Here is a 16,387-nt window from a genome sequence, read left to right as displayed (position 1 = left end):
CGCCTCGCCGTGCAGGTGGGCGGCTGGGTGGTGTCGCGCTTCGGCGCCCGGCCCCCCGCCGACGCCGAGCTGCGGCGGCGACTGGCCGCGCACGGTGTGGACGGGGTGTCCGCATGACCCGCCTTCAGGGGGGCAGGACGGCCCTGTGGGTCAAGCTCCTGCTGGGGCTGGTGATTCTGCTGCTGCTGGCCGCCGCCGGAGCCTTCGTGTACCTGCGCGGCCTGACCCAGCCCGCCGGGGGGAGCCCCTACACCCTGGAGGTCGAGCCCGGCGACAGCCTCCCCGCCGTCGCCCGCGAGCTGCAGGACAAGGGCATCGTGAAAAACGCCGACGCCCTCAGGTTCGTGATGCGGCAAAACGGCACGGCGGGCAGCCTCAAGGAGGGCCTCTACGACCTGAGGGGCGACATGACCGTCTATCAGGTTGCCGAGATGCTCGCCGGACCCGCCCGCATTCCCACCGTCAACGTGACCGTCCCCGAAGGCTGGCGCATCCGCGACATTCCCCCGGTCTTTGAGAAGGCGGGCTTCGACCGCGCAGGCATCGAGGCGGCGCTGAACGACGCTTCTCTCAGCCAGTACGCGCGGGGCGAGCAGGAGAACCTCGAGGGCTTCGTCTTTCCGGCCACCTACGAGTTCCGGGTGGGAGAGACGCCCGCCGACGCCGTGAGGGAAATGGTCGCCCGCATGGAGCAGGAATTTACCCCGGAGAACGTGCGGGAAGCCGGGGCGCTGGGTCTCTCGGTGCGCGACTGGGTGATTCTGGGCAGCATGGTGCAGGCCGAGGCCGCCAACAACGCGGAGATGCCGATCATCGCCGGGGTCTTTCTCAACCGCCTGCGTGACGGCATCGCGCTGGGGAGCGATCCCACCGTCGCCTACGGGCTGGGCAAGAACCTTCCCGAACTCGACCGCTCGGCGGGCGACTTTACCAAGGACACGCCCTACTCGACCTACACCCGCCAGGGCCTCCCGGCCGGGCCGATCAACAATCCCGGCCAGCCTGCCCTGCTGAGCGTCCTGAACGCCGAGCGCAAGCTGCCCGACGGCCGCGACGCCCTGTACTTCCTGCACGCGCCGGACGGCAAGATCTACGTCAACCACACCTACGCCGAGCACCTGCGCGACAACGCGACCTACCGCTGAGGGGGCTGCTTCCGGGACTGCTTGCAGGAAAAGGGGAGGGAAAAGTGACCATGCCCGACCGTGAGTTCCTGAGGCGCCGCAACGCGCTGTGGGCGCGGCTGCGGCCGCTCTCCCCCGGTTCCCCGGAGTTCGGGGCGGCCCTCGCGGACCTCGCCGCCCACGTGGGCTGGACGCGCGGCCAGGTGCTCGCCGGACTGGGGCTGACCGAGGCCGACCTGGGCGAAGGGCAACAGGTCCGGCCGGAGCCCCCCCCGTGAACGCCGAGATGGTCCCGCTCGACCTGGGGCGGATGTTTCTGGGCGAGTTCTCGCCGCTGTTTTTCCTGGAGATCGCCCTGCGGACGGTCGTGATTTTCGGCTGGCTGCTGCTGCTGCTGCGGCTGGTGGGCAAGCGGGGGCTGGCGCAGCTCAGTCCCCTTGAGCTCGCCATCGTGATTGGGCTGGGGTCGGCGGCGGGCGACCCGATGCTCTACCCGGAGGTGCCGCTCGCGCACGCGATGCTGGTGCTCGCGCTGGTGGTGGGGATGCAGCGCCTGCTCGCCTGGCTCGTCATCAAGAACGAGACGGTCGAGACCTTTATCGAGGGCACCCCGGTCGAACTTGTCCGCGACGGGGTCATGTCGAACGTGGCGCTCGACCGCTCCAACCTCAGCCGCGAGGACCTCTTCGAGCGTCTGCGGGTCGCCGGGGTGCGGCAGCTCGGGGAGGTGCAGCGCGTCTACTTCGAGCAGGACGGCAACCTCAGCGTGTTCCTGCACGCGGAAGGTGCGCCGCCGGGCCTGCCGATCGTGCCCCCCTGGGACCTGGAGCGGCCCGACTCGGTGACGGGAGACGTTCGGGGCCACCTCGCCTGCACCCACTGCGGCGCGGTCTGCCCCGTGGACGGCCCCGTTCCTCCCTGCTCCCACTGCGGGCGTGAGGACTGGACCCACGCCACCACCGAACCGCTGGGGGGACCGTCGCGCGGCTCCGCCCGTGACGGCTCCGGCCGCGATGGGGGCGACCACCGTCCGGGCCTCGGCGGTCCGCTGGGGGGCGGCCCCAGCACGACGCCGGGTTAGAGCGTTTGCCCAGAAGCCCCCCTCACCCCAGGCTCTCGCCAGGCCCTCCCGGCGAGCAGCTGTGCGAGTCCCGCAAGGGGGGAGGGTCAGAACAGCAGGGCCATCTCTGACGGCGAATGCCCCAGAGGCCGCTCAGCCCTCGGTCGACGCCCCCGGCCGGGTGGTCCACTCGGGCTGGGGTTCGATCTGCTCGGCGGGCGCCTTGCCGGGTTCCAGCCCGCTCGACCGCGCCGTTTGCAGCGGCGTCACGGCCATGCCCCCCGCGCACTCGATCTGGCAGGAAAGCCGCGCCTGCCCCAGCAGCCCCTTTTCCACGAGCTTGTCGTGCTCGGCGAGCGTCATCAGGTCCGGTTCGCCCTCCGAGAAGCCCACCCGGCAGGTCGTGCAGCGGGCCACGCCCCCGCAGCGGTGCAGGATATCCACCCCGCCGCGCTCCAGCGCCAGCACCAGCCGCTCGCCCGCCCGCGCCGTGACCTCGCCGTACCCCTCGACCCTGATCTGCACCGTGTCCATCGTCATGGGCCGAGGATGGCACGAAAGGGGATTCAGGTCACAGGCCCCGGCAGCACTGACCCCGACAGGAACTCCAGCAGCAGGTTGTTCACCCGCAGCGGCTCGTCGCGCATGACCCAGTGGCTCGCACGGGGCAGGCGCACCACCCGCACGCCGGGCACCCACTCCTCCAGCCCGCCTGCGAGTTCGGGCAGCAGCGCTGCGTCCCGCTCGCCCCACAGCACCAGCGTGGGCACCCGGATGGGCGGGACCGGGCTGCCCCCCCGCCCCAGCCCACCCAGCCGCACCATCGCCCGGTAATAGTGGATCATCGCGGTCGCCGCACCCGGCCGTGCCCACGCTTTCTCGTAGCGCCGCCGCTCGTCGGGGAGGTAGGCCGCCGGATTGGTGCCCCGCAGCGCCCAGCGCCCGAAGCGCGGCAGCATCTGTTCGGGCAGCCAGGGAAGCTGAAAGAAGAGGACGTACCACGACCGCGCCCACTGCGCGGGCCTGCGCAGTGCCCGGCGGTAGGCGGCGGGGTGCGGCGCATTCAGGATCACCAGCCGCCCCACGACCTCCGGCTGCCGCAGCGCCAGCGCCCAGGCGATGATCCCGCCCCAGTCGTGCCCCACGACATCCGCCCGCGTGTATCCCAGCGCCCGGATCAGGCCCGCCACGTCCTCCTGCAAGGCGCTGACCCGGTAAGCCCGCACCCCGGGCGGCTTCTCGCTGAGGTTATAGCCGCGCAGGTCGGGCACGATCACCCGGAAGCCCGCGCGGGCGAGGGGACCGATCTGCCGGGTCCAGCCTTCCCAGAACTCGGGAAAGCCGTGCAGCAGGACGACCGGGGGGCCACTTTCCGGCCCCGCCTCCACGACATGCAGCCGCACCCCGTTCGTGACGACGTGGCGGTGCCGGAGGTCTGTCTCGGGAGTGGTCATGCCCCAGTGTAGGGGGCTTCAGGACCGTCTCCCGCCTCCCTTCCAGAAGCGGTCTTGCAGGGAGGGGTCCCGCAGCAGGTGCTCCAGCCCCGGCCCCCGCTCGGCCAGCGCCCGCGCAAAGGTCTGCGCGTCGTTGCGGGGCGGGGCGGCGCGGGAGGTCGGAGACGCCTTGTCCGGGGCGGCCTTGCCCGGCGCCTCGCCGCCGAAACGCCGGGCACGGAACATGCCGGGATGCTCCTCGAAGACGGCGGTGACGTGCCCCGGCAGCCGCGCGAGGTGCGCCGCGAACTCGGCCTCCTGCGCGAGCGCGGCGTGGGCGGCCCCCTCGCCCAGTTCGGTCAGCAGGCGGTCGATCAGCGCGAAGACGCGGGCGGCGTAGGTCTCGACCTCCTCGCGGCGGGGCAGTGCGCCGCGGTGCACCACCCGGTTGCGAAAGTCGCTGCCCAGCGCCTGCGGGGTCAGGAAGTCGGGTGGGCGGCCCTCGCGCAGCAGGTAGGCCAGCGCGAACATCCCCAGTTGCCGCTCCGACTGCGCCGAGACGTGCTTCCAGGTGCCGTCCAGCGCCGCGAGCGCCCCCGCGAACTCGGTCTCGCCGTCCGCCATCCGCTCCAGCACGGCCGCCCGCACGTAGAACTCGAAGAAGCGTTCCAGCGCCGCCGCGAAGGTCGCCACCGCCTCCCGCGCGTAGCCGTCCATCAGCGCCCGCGTGCCCAGATCGAACAGCACCTCGAACTTGTGCTTGCGCACCAGCACGCAGAATTCGGCCCCGCAGTGCGGACAGGTCAGGTCGTGGACCGCGCTGTCGGCGAATTCTGCCCGGACCTCGCGGGCGCACTCGGGGCAGCGGGTGGGAAAGAGCATGGGGGGAGTGTAGGGCGGTTACTGGACGTTGCGGGCTTGCACCTTGAGGGTGTAGGGGGTGGCGGGGAGAAGCTGGGGCACGCCCCGAAGCTGATACTTGCTCTGAAAGCGGAGGGTCATCGTTTTGTTTGTGGCGTCGTACTGAAAGGGAACGGTCCCGCTGCCCAGTTCATCGGCGGGCGTGAGGTAGTCGGAGACAAGATATTTTCCGAAACTGCTCAGGGTGTGGCTGCCTGTCGAGGTGATGTTCCGCATGGCTGTACAGGCTGACGACGTATCCGTTTCAAAGGTCTTGGGCGGTGTAGTGGATGTATTGGGCACGCAGTTGGCAGGAGAGCTGCCCGAATCCTCCGAGCGGTACTCGTTGAGGATGACGACAGCGTCTTCCGCCCACTCGTCGGTTACCTTGAAATCCGCGTTGACGTCGGAACGTGGAGCGATACGGTAGACATACAAGTTGTACTTGGTGATGACGCCCGTATCTGTGTTTTCAGGCAGCACTACCAAGAGACAGGGATTATCGTCTGTACAGTCGGAGCCGTTGATCTTGATCCCACTGCCCGATTGGGCTACCCGCACCCGCAGGGCGGACCGGACTCGGTCCCCCACATATCCCGTTACGTCCGTCAGATCACTGAGGCGCTGCGACATGGCGTTGGTCCGCGTCGAGATGCTCAGGGTGGAGACCTGCCAATTGGTCACCAGGACCAAGACGACGCCCATAATCGCCATGGCGATCAGCATCTCGACCAGCGTTAGCCCGCGCTCGCCCTGCCCCCTCACGACGACGGCCTCCCAAAATCGAGGACAAAGGTCTGGTCTTTCTCGGTGTCATGCGTGCAGGTCAACGTAACCCGTTTGATGATGACGGTGCTGCTACTGTCAGTTGCGGTGTTGGTCACGGCAGGTGCGCACTCGTAATTGTTGACTGACGCACCCGAGGGCCCGGCTGCTAGGCTACTGGTTGTGGCGGCATCGAAGTCCGCTGCCGTCGCAAACTCGAGCCGGACACTTTCAAGGTACTGCTTGGCCCCGATAGTCACTGCCTGGTCAGCCCGCGTCTGGCTGTTGAGCTTGAAGATGGCTGGAAACATGGACAGCACCGCCACCGACACGATGGCGAAGATGGACAGGGCCACCAACACTTCTATAAGCGTCAGGCCTTCCTCAGCTCGCCCCTTCATTTGACCACCACCTTGCCTAGGATGCTGGTAATTCGCACTGTGCGGCTGATGCTCGGGTTTGCTGCCCACGTCACGCTGTAGCTGTTGGGCGAAGCGTCTGTAGTGGCATAGGGCGGCACAAAGTTCACGTTGTTGCTTGCTGCACCACTGGTCAGGCTGATACGGGTTTGCGAAGGCAAGGTATAGGTGCTGCTCGTGTCGGGGGTGCCAGTACAACTTGAGGTCGTGAACCGGTTGACCTGGTACTGCGTCACGTTGGTCGCAGTGCCGGTCAGCCGGATCTGCCAGCAGGCGTTCGCCTTCTTTGCCCCTGTGCGCGTGGCATTGATAGCCTGCGCAAACTGCACCGCGCCTTCCATCACAGCGGAACTGGCTCGCCACCGCGCATAGTTCATGATGCCCAGGGCGGCCAGAATGCCAATGATGGCGATCACCAGCAGTAGCTCGATGAGGGTAAAGCCCTGAGACTTCACTGCTGTCTCCAGGTGCCCTGAATAGGCTTGATCTTCTTTTCTCCGTTATTGATGAAGTAGCGGCGCAGGGCTGTGGCCTGGTAATTGACAGTCAAGTTACCGGTAAGGTCCGTCTCGAGATCGTCGCCGCTGTTGATACCCTCGATAGGGCCGCCGCGAACGGCGATTCCCCCACTGACCGTCAGATTGCCGTTCAGCTTTCCACCCTGATTGCCACGGAAGTAGATGAAACCGTTGAAAGTCGAGCTTCCGCCACCTGTCCAGTTCACGTCTCCATCAACAATAAGAATGCCCGAGGAAGTCTTGTTCTTGATAGCGATTTCCAGGTCGGCGGCCCTGATCCTCCTGATCTCGCCATTCATCTGGAAGTCGGAGCTGACATCGGTTTCGAGAGGAACGATCTCATCGAGTTTGCTATCGCTTACACCAAAAATACTGTTGGTGAAGAAAGTTTCATTCTCCGCGATATTCTGATTGAGAAGGGGGTCGTTTGCCGCCTCACAGGTGATAACCGCGTTATTTCCATTTCCACTTGCTGTGCAGTCGGGGTCACCGTCCATGGCATAGGCATCTGTCTTGTTGTGTGGAACCTGGATGGTGGACGCACTCCGAAGAGCCGTGATGTCACGGAGAATCTGGGTGCCCTCAGGCAGTGTCGTGGGTTGAGTCCCTACCCAATCTATATCGATGTACTCGCCTTCAGGCTCGTTCTCGTTGGGGCCGACCTTGGTCACGACGGCTTCCTTGCCCCCGATGGTCACCTTCTCTCCGACCACGAAGTCTCCAAAGTTGGACGCTTCGATGCGCATGGGATCAGCCACTGTGGTATAGCTGCTCGCCACCGCGTTCAGCATCAAGGTCACGTTTCCTGTCAATGGCAAAACAGTTGCGGAAGCTGCGGGGACACGAGTAACGGTCACGGAAGTCTCGCTTTTGGAGTCTATCCGGAAGGTCACGCCACTGACTTTGATGTAATCGCCCACCAGCAGGCCGGACATTTCGTCACTACTGATGGACGTATTGGTTCCTATCGGGCTATTTAGAGGAAGCGTCACTGTGGTCGTCCCAGCAGCCAGATTGATGGTTGAATCTCTGACTTTTGCCACCACACCATCGTTGGCCTTACCCCCGACAGAGGCACTTCCGGTGGCGTCGATCGGAGGAATAGAGGTAACGGCAGAACGGGGACGGAATTTGAAGCCCTTGTCGACGGCCAGACTATAGTCTTGCACTGCAATCTTGGTCCCACCCAACACTCGGCCCGTAGAAGTTACTGTGATCTCCTTGCCGCCGGGTTTGGCGGTGACCTCCAACTCGGCGTCGCCATAGTCTTTGAGGTTGGGGTTATCCGTCCACCACTGGTTCACGACACTCTGGGTTCCATTGCCTGGATATTTCCCCAGCGCCTTTACCCGTGCCTCGAAGGTATTGAGCCCACTCTCCGCCGCCAGCAGCGCCTGGTAGGCCGCCCGCTCGTTCACGCCGCCTCCCCGTGCCCCCAGCGCGAGCGTGGCGGTGGTGCTCACCACGATCGTGAGGACAACCGCCGTGAAGAGAAGGACAACCACCAGCGCGATGCCCTCTTCGCGGCGGCGCCTGCGGGGACGAAGGACGTGAACACTCATGCCCCCACTGTAGAGAGGGGGGCCTGACAGCGAAACACCTGATCAGGGGCGCCAGGACAGAAAAGCTCTGCCTCAGGGCAGCCGCACGCCCGGCGGCGCGATCACGTAGCTCAGCCCGCCCGAGTGCCCCAGCCACAGCCGCTCGAAGGCCGCGCGGGGGTAGGTGCGGCGCACGCCCGCGTCGGTGGGGGCGGCGGGGTCGTTCAGCACGGGGTTTCCCTGGGCGTCGAAGCCCACCAGCACCATCAGGTGGCCGTCGCTGTAGCTCAGGGGGGCGCCGGGCAGCTCGCCCTTCTTCCAACCCAGGCTGACGGCCAGCGGCACGCCCGCCGCCGTGTACCGCTCGGCCGCCGCGAGGTGGGGCAGCCGGGTCACAAAGGCCCGCATCCCCTGCTCGCCCGCATACGCCGCGTTGAAGGCCCAGTTGCCAGTGCCCCCATACGCCCGGTCGAAGGTGCCCTTCGCCGCCTGCGGGACGGGTACGTTCACCCCGTGCCGCGCCAGGAGCATCGAGACGCTCGTCGGGCTGCACCACACCTCGCCGCCGTCCGGATAGAGCATCTGCGACCGCATCGGCACGTCCACCACCTTGCCCCAGGCCGCCCGGTCGCCGGGGTGCCCCAGCCCCGCGCTGCGGCGGGCGCGGTCGCTGGTGTTCATCCCGATGAGCCGAACCTCGGTGCCTGCCCCGCGCAGGGTCACCCGGTACTGGTAGGCGCTGGCCCGGGCGCTCAGGCGCAGGGTGTCGGTCAGGACCTGCCCCGCCGCGTCGCGCTGCCCGTTCACCGAGGTTCGCCCGTCGGTCCGCTGCCACGTCCCGAAGGAAAACCAGCGGCTCCAGGTGCCCCCCGCCCCCTGTGTCCGCACCTCCACGGTGACGCTGCCACCCCCCGCCGTCCCCGCGTTCCACGAGGGCACGAGTTCGTCGAAGGCGGGCACCTTCACGGGCGGGCTGGTGAGCGTGCCCGACGCCTTGCCGGGCGCGAGGGTCAGCGTGTCGCCGCGCACCCCCACCCCCGCGAGCGTGGCCCCCTGCCAGTCGGCCGCCCGCTCGTGCAGCACGGTGGTGGAGTTCGGATAGGTCATGGTCAGGGCCTCCGCGCCGCCCGCGAGGAGCAGCGCCGCGAGAAGAGGGGCACGCATGGGGCCGATTGTGGCGCGTGAGGGGGTCCGGGCGGGTGAGTGCCGGGGGGCGGGATCACGTCCCCTGCATGTACAGGAACGCTTCGGGCAGCGCGTCGCGCCACGTCACCCAGTTGTGGCCGCTGGGATACTCGCGGTACTGGTGCCCCACGCCCAGGTCGGCGAGCGAGGCGGCCATCCGGCGGTTCGGCGCGGTGAGCCATTCCAGCACCCCGGTATCCAGGCTCACCCGCAGGTGCCGGGGCGGGCTGGCCTCCAGCCGTTCGCGCAGCCACTCGCCTGCCGTGGTCGTGTCGATGGTGCCGTCCGGGTCGGTGGCGCCGGGCCGGGCGATGAAGGCCCCGGAGTGGCTCACCACCCGCGAGAACAGCTCCGGATGCCCACTTCCCAGATGCAGCGAGATCAGCCCGCCCAGGCTTGCGCCCCACAGCCCCCGCTCGGAGGCGGTCGCGTGGACGCCCTCCACCCGGGGAAAGACCTCGCCGCGCAGGAAGTCGAGGTAGCGGTCATTGAGGTAGTACTCGGCGCTGCGGTCGCCCGGCTCCACGAAGACGAGCACCGCGCCCGAGGCCAGCCCCGCCTCCACCGCCCGGTCCATGACCTCGCCCAGCCGCCCGGTGCGGTAAAAAGCCACCCCGTCCTGCACGTAGTAGACGGGCGTGGGCCGCGCCGGGTCGTGGCCGTGCGGGGTGTAGACGATGGCGCGGCGGGTGCCGGGAAGCACCTCGCCCGGCCAGGTCAGTCGGTGGGCGGTGCCCTTCTGGGTCGCGTCGGGGAGGTGCCAGACGGGGTGCCGCACGTATTCCCCGACGACGGCGGCGCGGGGGTAGGGCCACCACGGGTTGAGTGACTTCTGCGCGTTGTCGGGGTCGGGAAACGCCTTGCCCTGCGCGTCCAGCCAGGCGTATTCCACCCAGGCCCCGCGCGGCAGCGTCAGCGTGATGGATTGCCCCCCGACGACCGGGAGGGCCGCCCGCTTGCGCCAGTCCGTGAAATCCCCGACGAGCGCCGCAGCACCCGCCGGGGGAATGAAAGTCACCTGTTGTCCCCGCACCGAAACGGCCATAGGGGGGATTCTACGGGCTGAGCCTCAGCGGGTCAGGAATCAGCTGCCCTCACCCGAGAGATTGGCGTGGTGCGTCTCGTGGGTGTGGGGGTAGCCCCGGTACTGCTCGCGCAGCTCGCGCTTGAGAAACTTGCCCGTCGCCCCGATGGGCAGGCTCGCGGCGAAGATGGTCGCGTCGGGCAGCCACCACTTGGCGAACTTCGGCGCCAGGAAATCGCGCAGTTCCTCGTGGGTCACCTGCCCGCCCTCGCGCAGGGTAACCACGGCCAGCGGGCGCTCGTCCCATTTGGGGTCGTCCATGGCGATCACGGCGCACTGCGCGACGGCCGGGTGGGCCATGATCGCGTTCTCGAGGTCCACCGAGCTGATCCACTCGCCGCCCGACTTGATCAGGTCCTTGGCCCGGTCCTGAATGTGCATGTAGCCGCGCCCGTCGAGGGTGGCGATGTCCCCGGTGTCGAACCACAGCTCGCCGTCGCGCTCAAAGAAGCTGCCTTCGCCCTCGCCCTTGAAGTACGAGCTGGCGATCCACGGCCCCCGCGCGATCAGGCGGCCCATCGTCTGGCCGTCGTGAGGGAGGGGCTCGCCCTCCTCCGAGACGATCTCCAGGAAGACCAGCGGCACGGGCTGGCCCTGCTTGGCCCGCAGACGGTAACCCTCGTCGCTGCGCTCGTCGACGCCCACCGGCACGATGCTGGCGGTCCCCAGCGGATGCGTCTCGGTCATGCCCCAGGCGTGCGCGAGGCTGAGGCCATGCCGCTCCTCGAAGGCGCGGATCATGCTCTCGGGGGCCGCTGAGCCGCCCACCACCAGCCGCTCCAGCCGCGAAAGCTCGTAAGGCTCGCCCGCCGCCTTCGCCCGGTCGAGTTCGGCCAGCAGGCCCATCCAGATCGTCGGCACCCCCGCGGTGATGGTCACGTGCTCGTCCTGCATCAGCCGGGCCAGGGTCGGGCCGTCGCTGAAGGCCCCGCCGAAGACCTGCGCCGCCCCGTACATCGCACAGGTGTAGGGCAGGCCCCAGGCGTTGACGTGAAACATCGGCACGACGGGCAGCACCACGTCACGCTCGCCCACGTTCAGCGCGTCCTTGGGAGCGCTGGCGAGCGAGTGCAGCACCGTCGAGCGGTGGGTGTACAGCACGCCCTTGGGGTTCCCGGTCGTGCCGGAGGTGTAGCACATGGCGGCGGCGTCGTTCTCGTCCAGGCGCGGGTAACGCCCCATCGGCTCGTGGGCCATCACCCAGGAGTCGTAGTCCAGCACGCCGGGAATCGCCTGCGGCAGCGGCCCCAGCACGACGATGTGTTCCAGCGCGGGGCAGGCGGCCTTCAGCGCCGGGATCATCGCCGCGAAGACGTTCTCGATCAGGAGCACCCGGTCTTCCGCATGGTTCAGAATCCAGGCGATCTGCTCGGGGTGCAGCCGGATATTGACCGTGTGCAGCACGAAGCCCGCGCTGGGCACGCCCAGGTAAGCCTCAAGGTGCCGGAACGAGTTGACCGCCAGGGTCGCCACCCGGTCGCCGGGATTCAGGCCGAGGCCCCCCAGCGCCGTGCCCAGCCGCAGGGCCCGGTCCGCCACCGCGCCGTAGGTCGTGCGGTGCTTGTGGGGGATAGGTTGCCCCGCCTCGTCGCGTCCGGCGACCAGCAGGCTGACGACCTCGCGCCCGGCATAGATCGTGCGGGCGCGTTCGAGGATGAAGGGGATGGTGAGGGGAACGTCCATCNCCTCGTCGCGTCCGGCGACCAGCAGGCTGACGACCTCGCGCCCGGCATAGATCGTGCGGGCGCGTTCGAGGATGAAGGGGATGGTGAGGGGAACGTCCATCATGGTGCCTTGCATGGGGCCTCCTTGGCGGGCGGGGCCGCCGGGAATCGGAACTGCGGAGAGCTGAGGGAGCCATTGTAAGGGCCGGGCGCCGCGGATGCTTAGCTGGCGCTCAGCAGATACAGCTCCAGAATCTCCACCGCCGCTGCCTCGTCCTCGTCGGAGGCGCCGAGGGCCCGGGCCCGCTGGGTGGAGAAGCGTTCGTCCTGATATTTCACCCGGTAGCCCTTGTCCTCCAGCACCCGGCCGAAGGCCCGCGCCCGGTCGGCAGCGGGGCTGTGGGCGCCGTCCGTCCGCAGGGGAAGGCCCAGCAGCAGCAGCTCCGCGCCTGTCTCCTCGACCTTGAGGCGCACGGCCTTGAGGTCCAGCGGCAGCCGCTTCCTGGGCACGCTGCCCCGTCCAAAAGCCAGGCGCCCGGTGTTCACCGCGAAGCCGATGCGGGACTTGCTCACGTCCAGCGCGAGGATGGTGGGGAGGGGCTGGGGCGTCACGCGGGTCAGTGTAGGGCGCAGGGGCGCAGGCGCTACGCTGCCCCCATGACCAGCGAACCCGTGATCCTGTCCCGGACCCAAGCCGGGGTGCGCACCCTGACCCTCAACCGGCCCGACAAGCTCAACGCCGCGAACGACGCGCTGCTGCTCACGCTGACCGGGGAACTGGAGGCGGCGGGCCGCGACCCCGAGGTGCGGGTCGTGGTGATCACGGGCGCGGGCCGCGGCTTTTGCGCCGGGCAGGACCTCGGGGACGTGTCAGGGCGGGACATGACCTTCACCGAACACCTGAACCACACCTATAACCCCTTGATCCGGACCATCCGGGGGCTGGACAAGCCCGTGATCACCGCCGTCAACGGGGTCGCGGCGGGGGCCGGGGCCAGCCTCGCGCTGTCGGGCGACATCCGGCTGTGGGCGGGGTCGGCCAGCCTGATCGAGGTCTTTTCCAATATCGCGCTGGTGCCGGACTCGGGCAGCACGTGGTTTCTGCCCCGGCTGGTGGGCTATCACCGGGCCTTCGAGCTGATGGCGCTCGCCGAGAAGGTGGGACCGCAGGACGCGCTGCGGCTGGGCCTGTGCGAGCACGTCTACCCCGACGAGAGTTTCCGGGAGGAGGTGCAGCAGTACGCCGAGCGGCTGGCGGCGCGGCCCCTGCACGCGCTGGGGCTCACCAAGCGGGCGCTGAACGCGGCTTTGAACAGCACGCTGGATCAGGCGCTCGACCTCGAGGCCGAGTTGCAGCAGCTCGCCGGGGACCACTGGGAGCACGAGGAGGGCGTGACGGCCTTTGGGGCGCGGCGGGCACCGGACTTCCGGCGGGAGGGGTGAGCGGCTGACCGCCTCCCTGTAACTCCCCCCACCGTCCCCGCGCCTGCGCCGGGTCAGCATCGGCCATGCGACTCAGGGCCATCCGAATCCGAACAGTGGCGGCGGGGGGACTCCTGGCCGCGTCCGCCGTGGCGCTGGCGCACTACGCGCCCGCCCTGCCCGACAGCGCGATCGCCAGACCCGCCCGGCAGTTCGGGCTGCCCTTCGCGGGGGCGCCGGGGCCGGATACCTGGCTGCTGGGGCAGGGCTACGGCAACACGACCGGGGCCTACCGCCAGCGGCGCTCGACCTACGGGAACCTCCAGGGGCTGCACGCGGGGCTGGATTTCAGCGCGCCGTGCGGCACCCCGGTGCGCTCGATCGGGGACGGGGTGGTGGCCGAGGTGGACGGCCCGCACGGCAGCCCCCCGCACAACGTGGTGATCGACCACGCCGGGAACCTCAGCAGCCTGTACGGGCACCTGCGGGTGCGCTCCAGCCTGCGGGTCGGGCAGCGGGTGGGGCGGGGGCAGATCATCGGGGAGAGCGGGGACTCGCAGTTCACCTGCGTGAGTGCGCCGCACCTGCATCTGGAGTTGCGGGACCGCTCGCACCAGCGCTTTTTCAATCCATTGCCCTACATCGCCGCCGACTGGGACTCGCTGGCGCTGGCGGGGTCCTTTGGGCGCGGCTACGAGTACGACCTCGCCGCGCCGCGCCGCTGGCAGACCCCCGAGTCTCAGCCGGAGGTGCGGCGGGGCGGGGCCATTCTCAACGAGTTCGCCCGGCCCTGGCCGCCCGCGCCGGGGGGAGCGCGGTGAGGAGGGCTGTGGCTCTGGCTCTGGCCCTGGCCCTGGGCTCGCCCGCGCTCGCGGCCACCCTTCCCTCCAGGTCTGTCCTGAACGGCACCTGCTGCCCCGGCGCGGTGTGGACGCCGGACTCGCGGGCGCTGATGTTCCTCGACGGTCCCCCGGCGCGGCCTGCCACCGGCATCTATGGGGTGCCCGCGAACGGGGGAGAGGTCACCCGGCGCTTTTCCTCGGTGGCCTTCTTCTCGCCCCGCTTGCTGTGGGCGGTGCGGCCGGGCACGGGCGAGAACACCACGCTGGAGCGGCTGGCCGACCGCCGCCGCTTCACCCTGCCCACGCGCGGGGCGGACGTGACGTGGACCCGCTCGGAAAACCGGCTGGCCTACACCCGCTCGGACACCAGCGGCAACTTCGACCGCCGGGCCACCCGCGTCTTCGTGGCGGACGCGTTCGGCTCGCCCCGGCAGGTCGCCACCCTGTACGGCGGGGGGATTCATGGCTGGCTCAGCGAGACGACGCTGCTGCTGAGCGGCAAGGGCACCCCGGCGGCGCGGGACCGCGACCTCTTCACGCTGGACACCCGCACGGGAGCGCGGCGCACGCTGGCCTCGGCGCTGTCGTTCCGGGGGGTCAGCCTCAGCCCGGACGGGGCGTGGGTGACGTACTACGTGGCGTTCGACTCGGCGGCCCGCAATGGCCTGTGGCTGCGGCCCACGGCGGGCGGGGCGGCGCGGAAGCTCAGCGCGTTCGGCTCGTACCGCTGGCGGGATGCCCGGCGCCTGCTGCTGATCCCGCTGGACCCGGACGGCGGTCCACACGTCCTGCGCGAGTACAACGTGGGCACGAACGCGTGGCGCACGCTGGGCGACCTCGGGGATCAGGTGCGGCAGGGCGACTGGTCGGTCAGCCCGGACGGCAAGAAGGTGGCCTACCTCAGTGCGCAGGACGGGAACCTGCGGGTGCTGACGCTGCCGTGAGGGAATGGGGCGTGCTGGAAAGACCCCTCTCCCCTTGCTGCGCAAGGCCCTCTCCCGCAAGGGGAGAGGGAAAAACATCGCCAATCTTTTGGGTAGGGCTTTCCTCCTCTACCTCTGGGAGAGGGGCGCTGCGAAGCAGCGGGGTGAGGGGTCCCCTACCCCCACGGCCGCTCCCTCACCCCCGCCACCCGCGCCGCGAGGTCGTAGGCCACCGCCAGCCCCAGCGTGTCCGCGAGGGGACCACCGAGAAGGAGGTGCACCCTCTCACCCAGAGCCCCCTCGCCCAGCGCCTCGTGACGGGGCGGGGCGTCCACCCGTCCCCCTGGCAGGGCCACCCACGCGCCGGGCACGTCCGCGAGGCTGCGGCCGATCTCCAGCGCCCCGGTCGCCAGCGGGGGCAGGGCGTCCATCAGGCGGGTGAGGTCTTCCAGCGTTTCGCGGCGCACGCCCACCGGCACCCCGGTCAGGCGCCCGCCCTGCGGCACGTAGCCGGAGGGGTCGCGGTGGTGCAGCGGCGGGACCACCGTGAAGCCCCCGTGCTGCGGGCGCAGGGTCAGCCCGCCCGCCCGCAGGACCGGGGTCCGGTCGTCGCTGGGGGTGTTCAGGCGCGGAAACTGGCGGTAGGCCCGCCCGTGCGCCGTGTGAATTCCCAGGTCCTGCTCGGCGGCGGCGGGACCGTCGGCGCCCATCGCCACGATCACGACCCCGGCGCGGACCTCGTGCGTCTCGTGGGTGACGATCTGGTGGGTGTTCGTGACCGTCAGGCGGTCGAGGCGCACCCCGCCGGGCGTGAGGTGCGCGTGGGTGTTCAGCAGCAGGTCGGCCCCCTCCCGCACCGCCGCCTGTCCGCAGGCCAGCGCCACCGCGCCGGGGCGGTAGGTGGAGGCGTCCTCGTCCACCTCGGCCCAGGGGAGGGCGCCCGGGTCGAGCAGGGGCGCGGCCTCCGGAAAACGGGCGAGGAGCTGCCGGATGGGGAGGCGGCCGGGGCCCTCGTCCGGGTGCAGGCGCAGGAGAGGGCGGGGCCCGGCGGCCGGGTCCCCGAACAGGTTGGGGCGGGTCCACCCGGCCTCCGCCTCCCGGCCGGGCGGCACGTCGAAGGCGGTCCACACCCCCGGCGCGAGGATGGTCGCCCCCTCCTCGTTGGGGAGGCCGCCGCGCTCGGCGAGCAGCAGCCGCAGATGAGGGGCCAGCCGCCGCAGGTACAGGGCGCAGGCGGCCCCCATCCTCCCGGCCCCCAGCACGGCCACGTCGTACCCGCGCTCCATGAAGGGCTGCCCCACGTGTGCCCACACCCGTCCCGCCCGGCCGTCCGTCATGGCCGCATGCTCTCACGTCCCTGTCAGTCGGGGCCGCAGGGGGGTGCGTATACTCGCGTCATTCATGCGCATGTTGACCTTTCTCATGGCGCTGGCGGCTCCCGGCGCGGCCGGGGCGCTGGACGTGCGGGTGCTGGTGGCGAGCGGCCCGCAGCTCACCGTGCGGCTGC

Annotated in this window: 18 protein-coding genes and 1 pseudogene; 7 read left to right on the top strand and 12 right to left on the bottom strand. The window is 69.5% G+C overall.

Annotated elements, in window-relative coordinates; all coding sequences use genetic code 11:
- The 4 genes and pseudogenes from QOL99_RS07760 to QOL99_RS07745 form a co-directional block, all read left to right on the top strand.
- Positions 1–117 (top strand): annotated as a pseudogene (locus QOL99_RS07760) (carbohydrate kinase family protein); the annotation flags it as partial.
- Positions 114–1,145: an endolytic transglycosylase MltG gene (mltG, locus tag QOL99_RS07755; RefSeq protein ID WP_285522769.1), complete on the top strand. Its 1,032-nt coding sequence runs from the start codon at positions 114–116 to the stop codon at positions 1,143–1,145. The pseudogene QOL99_RS07760 and the gene mltG, both read left to right, overlap by 4 nt.
- A 50-nt stretch (positions 1,146–1,195) precedes the next feature.
- Positions 1,196–1,402 carry a hypothetical protein gene (locus tag QOL99_RS07750; protein WP_285522773.1) on the top strand — a complete coding sequence of 69 codons (207 nt, stop codon included), beginning with the start codon at positions 1,196–1,198 and terminating at the stop codon, positions 1,400–1,402.
- Entirely contained in the window at positions 1,399–2,205 is an 807-nt protein-coding gene (locus tag QOL99_RS07745; RefSeq protein WP_285522767.1) for a YetF domain-containing protein, read from the top strand. The genes QOL99_RS07750 and QOL99_RS07745 overlap by 4 nt, the downstream gene beginning before the upstream one ends.
- Positions 2,206–2,337: 132 nt before the next feature.
- Here QOL99_RS07745 and QOL99_RS07740 read toward each other — a convergent pair whose 3' ends face one another.
- From QOL99_RS07740 to ruvX, 11 genes are all read right to left on the bottom strand, one after another.
- Positions 2,338–2,724 carry a 2Fe-2S iron-sulfur cluster-binding protein gene (locus QOL99_RS07740; RefSeq protein ID WP_285522766.1) on the bottom strand — a complete coding sequence of 129 codons (387 nt, stop codon included), beginning with the start codon at positions 2,722–2,724 and terminating at the stop codon, positions 2,338–2,340.
- 26 nt (positions 2,725–2,750) lie between these two features.
- Positions 2,751–3,638 carry an alpha/beta fold hydrolase gene (locus tag QOL99_RS07735; RefSeq protein WP_285522762.1) on the bottom strand — a complete coding sequence of 296 codons (888 nt, stop codon included), beginning with the start codon at positions 3,636–3,638 and terminating at the stop codon, positions 2,751–2,753.
- A gap of 18 nt (positions 3,639–3,656) precedes the next feature.
- Positions 3,657–4,499: a hypothetical protein gene (locus QOL99_RS07730; RefSeq protein WP_285522761.1), complete on the bottom strand. Its 843-nt coding sequence runs from the start codon at positions 4,497–4,499 to the stop codon at positions 3,657–3,659.
- Between the two features lie 18 nt (positions 4,500–4,517).
- Positions 4,518–5,282 carry a type II secretion system protein gene (locus QOL99_RS07725; RefSeq protein WP_285522760.1) on the bottom strand — a complete coding sequence of 255 codons (765 nt, stop codon included), beginning with the start codon at positions 5,280–5,282 and terminating at the stop codon, positions 4,518–4,520.
- Positions 5,279–5,683 (bottom strand): PulJ/GspJ family protein, encoded by a 405-nt coding sequence (locus tag QOL99_RS07720; RefSeq protein ID WP_285522758.1) that lies wholly within the window; start codon positions 5,681–5,683, stop codon positions 5,279–5,281. The genes QOL99_RS07725 and QOL99_RS07720 overlap by 4 nt, the downstream gene beginning before the upstream one ends.
- Entirely contained in the window at positions 5,680–6,156 is a 477-nt protein-coding gene (locus QOL99_RS07715) for a pilus assembly FimT family protein (RefSeq protein ID WP_285522756.1), read from the bottom strand. The genes QOL99_RS07720 and QOL99_RS07715 overlap by 4 nt, the downstream gene beginning before the upstream one ends.
- On the bottom strand, positions 6,153–7,781 hold the full coding sequence (locus QOL99_RS07710; RefSeq protein WP_285522754.1) for a pilus assembly PilX N-terminal domain-containing protein: 1,629 nt from the start codon (positions 7,779–7,781) through the stop codon (positions 6,153–6,155). Before QOL99_RS07710 ends, QOL99_RS07715 begins: the two co-directional genes overlap by 4 nt.
- A gap of 72 nt (positions 7,782–7,853) precedes the next feature.
- Positions 7,854–8,924 (bottom strand): peptidase C39 family protein, encoded by a 1,071-nt coding sequence (locus QOL99_RS07705; protein WP_285522753.1) that lies wholly within the window; start codon positions 8,922–8,924, stop codon positions 7,854–7,856.
- Between the two features lie 55 nt (positions 8,925–8,979).
- Positions 8,980–9,990, bottom strand: coding sequence for an alpha/beta hydrolase (locus tag QOL99_RS07700; protein ID WP_285522751.1), 1,011 nt, complete (start codon positions 9,988–9,990; stop codon positions 8,980–8,982).
- 39 nt (positions 9,991–10,029) lie between these two features.
- Entirely contained in the window at positions 10,030–11,712 is a 1,683-nt protein-coding gene (locus QOL99_RS07695; protein WP_285522772.1) for a long-chain fatty acid--CoA ligase, read from the bottom strand.
- A gap of 203 nt (positions 11,713–11,915) precedes the next feature.
- The gene (ruvX, locus tag QOL99_RS07690; RefSeq protein WP_285522771.1) at positions 11,916–12,314 is read right to left on the bottom strand and encodes a Holliday junction resolvase RuvX; all 399 of its coding nucleotides are present in this window, start codon (positions 12,312–12,314) and stop codon (positions 11,916–11,918) included.
- 36 nt (positions 12,315–12,350) lie between these two features.
- Between ruvX and QOL99_RS07685 the strand changes: the two genes are divergently transcribed.
- The 3 genes from QOL99_RS07685 to QOL99_RS07675 all read left to right on the top strand — a co-directional run bounded on the left by QOL99_RS07685 (position 12,351) and on the right by QOL99_RS07675 (position 14,901).
- A complete protein-coding gene (locus QOL99_RS07685) occupies positions 12,351–13,136 on the top strand; it encodes an enoyl-CoA hydratase-related protein (RefSeq protein ID WP_285522750.1) in 786 nt (261 codons plus the stop codon).
- A 65-nt stretch (positions 13,137–13,201) separates the two neighbouring features.
- Complete coding sequence (locus tag QOL99_RS07680; RefSeq protein ID WP_285522748.1) at positions 13,202–13,936, top strand: M23 family metallopeptidase; 735 nt, start codon at positions 13,202–13,204, stop codon at positions 13,934–13,936.
- A gap of 8 nt (positions 13,937–13,944) precedes the next feature.
- Positions 13,945–14,901, top strand: coding sequence for a hypothetical protein (locus QOL99_RS07675; RefSeq protein WP_285522746.1), 957 nt, complete (start codon positions 13,945–13,947; stop codon positions 14,899–14,901).
- Positions 14,902–15,056: 155 nt separating this feature from the next.
- Here the strand turns inward: QOL99_RS07675 and QOL99_RS07670 are convergent, their stop codons facing one another.
- The gene (locus QOL99_RS07670) at positions 15,057–16,217 is read right to left on the bottom strand and encodes an FAD-dependent oxidoreductase (RefSeq protein ID WP_285522745.1); all 1,161 of its coding nucleotides are present in this window, start codon (positions 16,215–16,217) and stop codon (positions 15,057–15,059) included.
- Positions 16,218–16,387 lie beyond the last annotated feature (170 nt).

The sequence above is a fragment of the Deinococcus rhizophilus genome (assembly GCF_030271215.1).
Classification (GTDB): domain Bacteria; phylum Deinococcota; class Deinococci; order Deinococcales; family Deinococcaceae; genus Deinococcus; species Deinococcus rhizophilus.
Note: the sequence above shows the minus strand (reverse complement) of the source record. Positions and strands in the feature narration are given on the sequence as shown.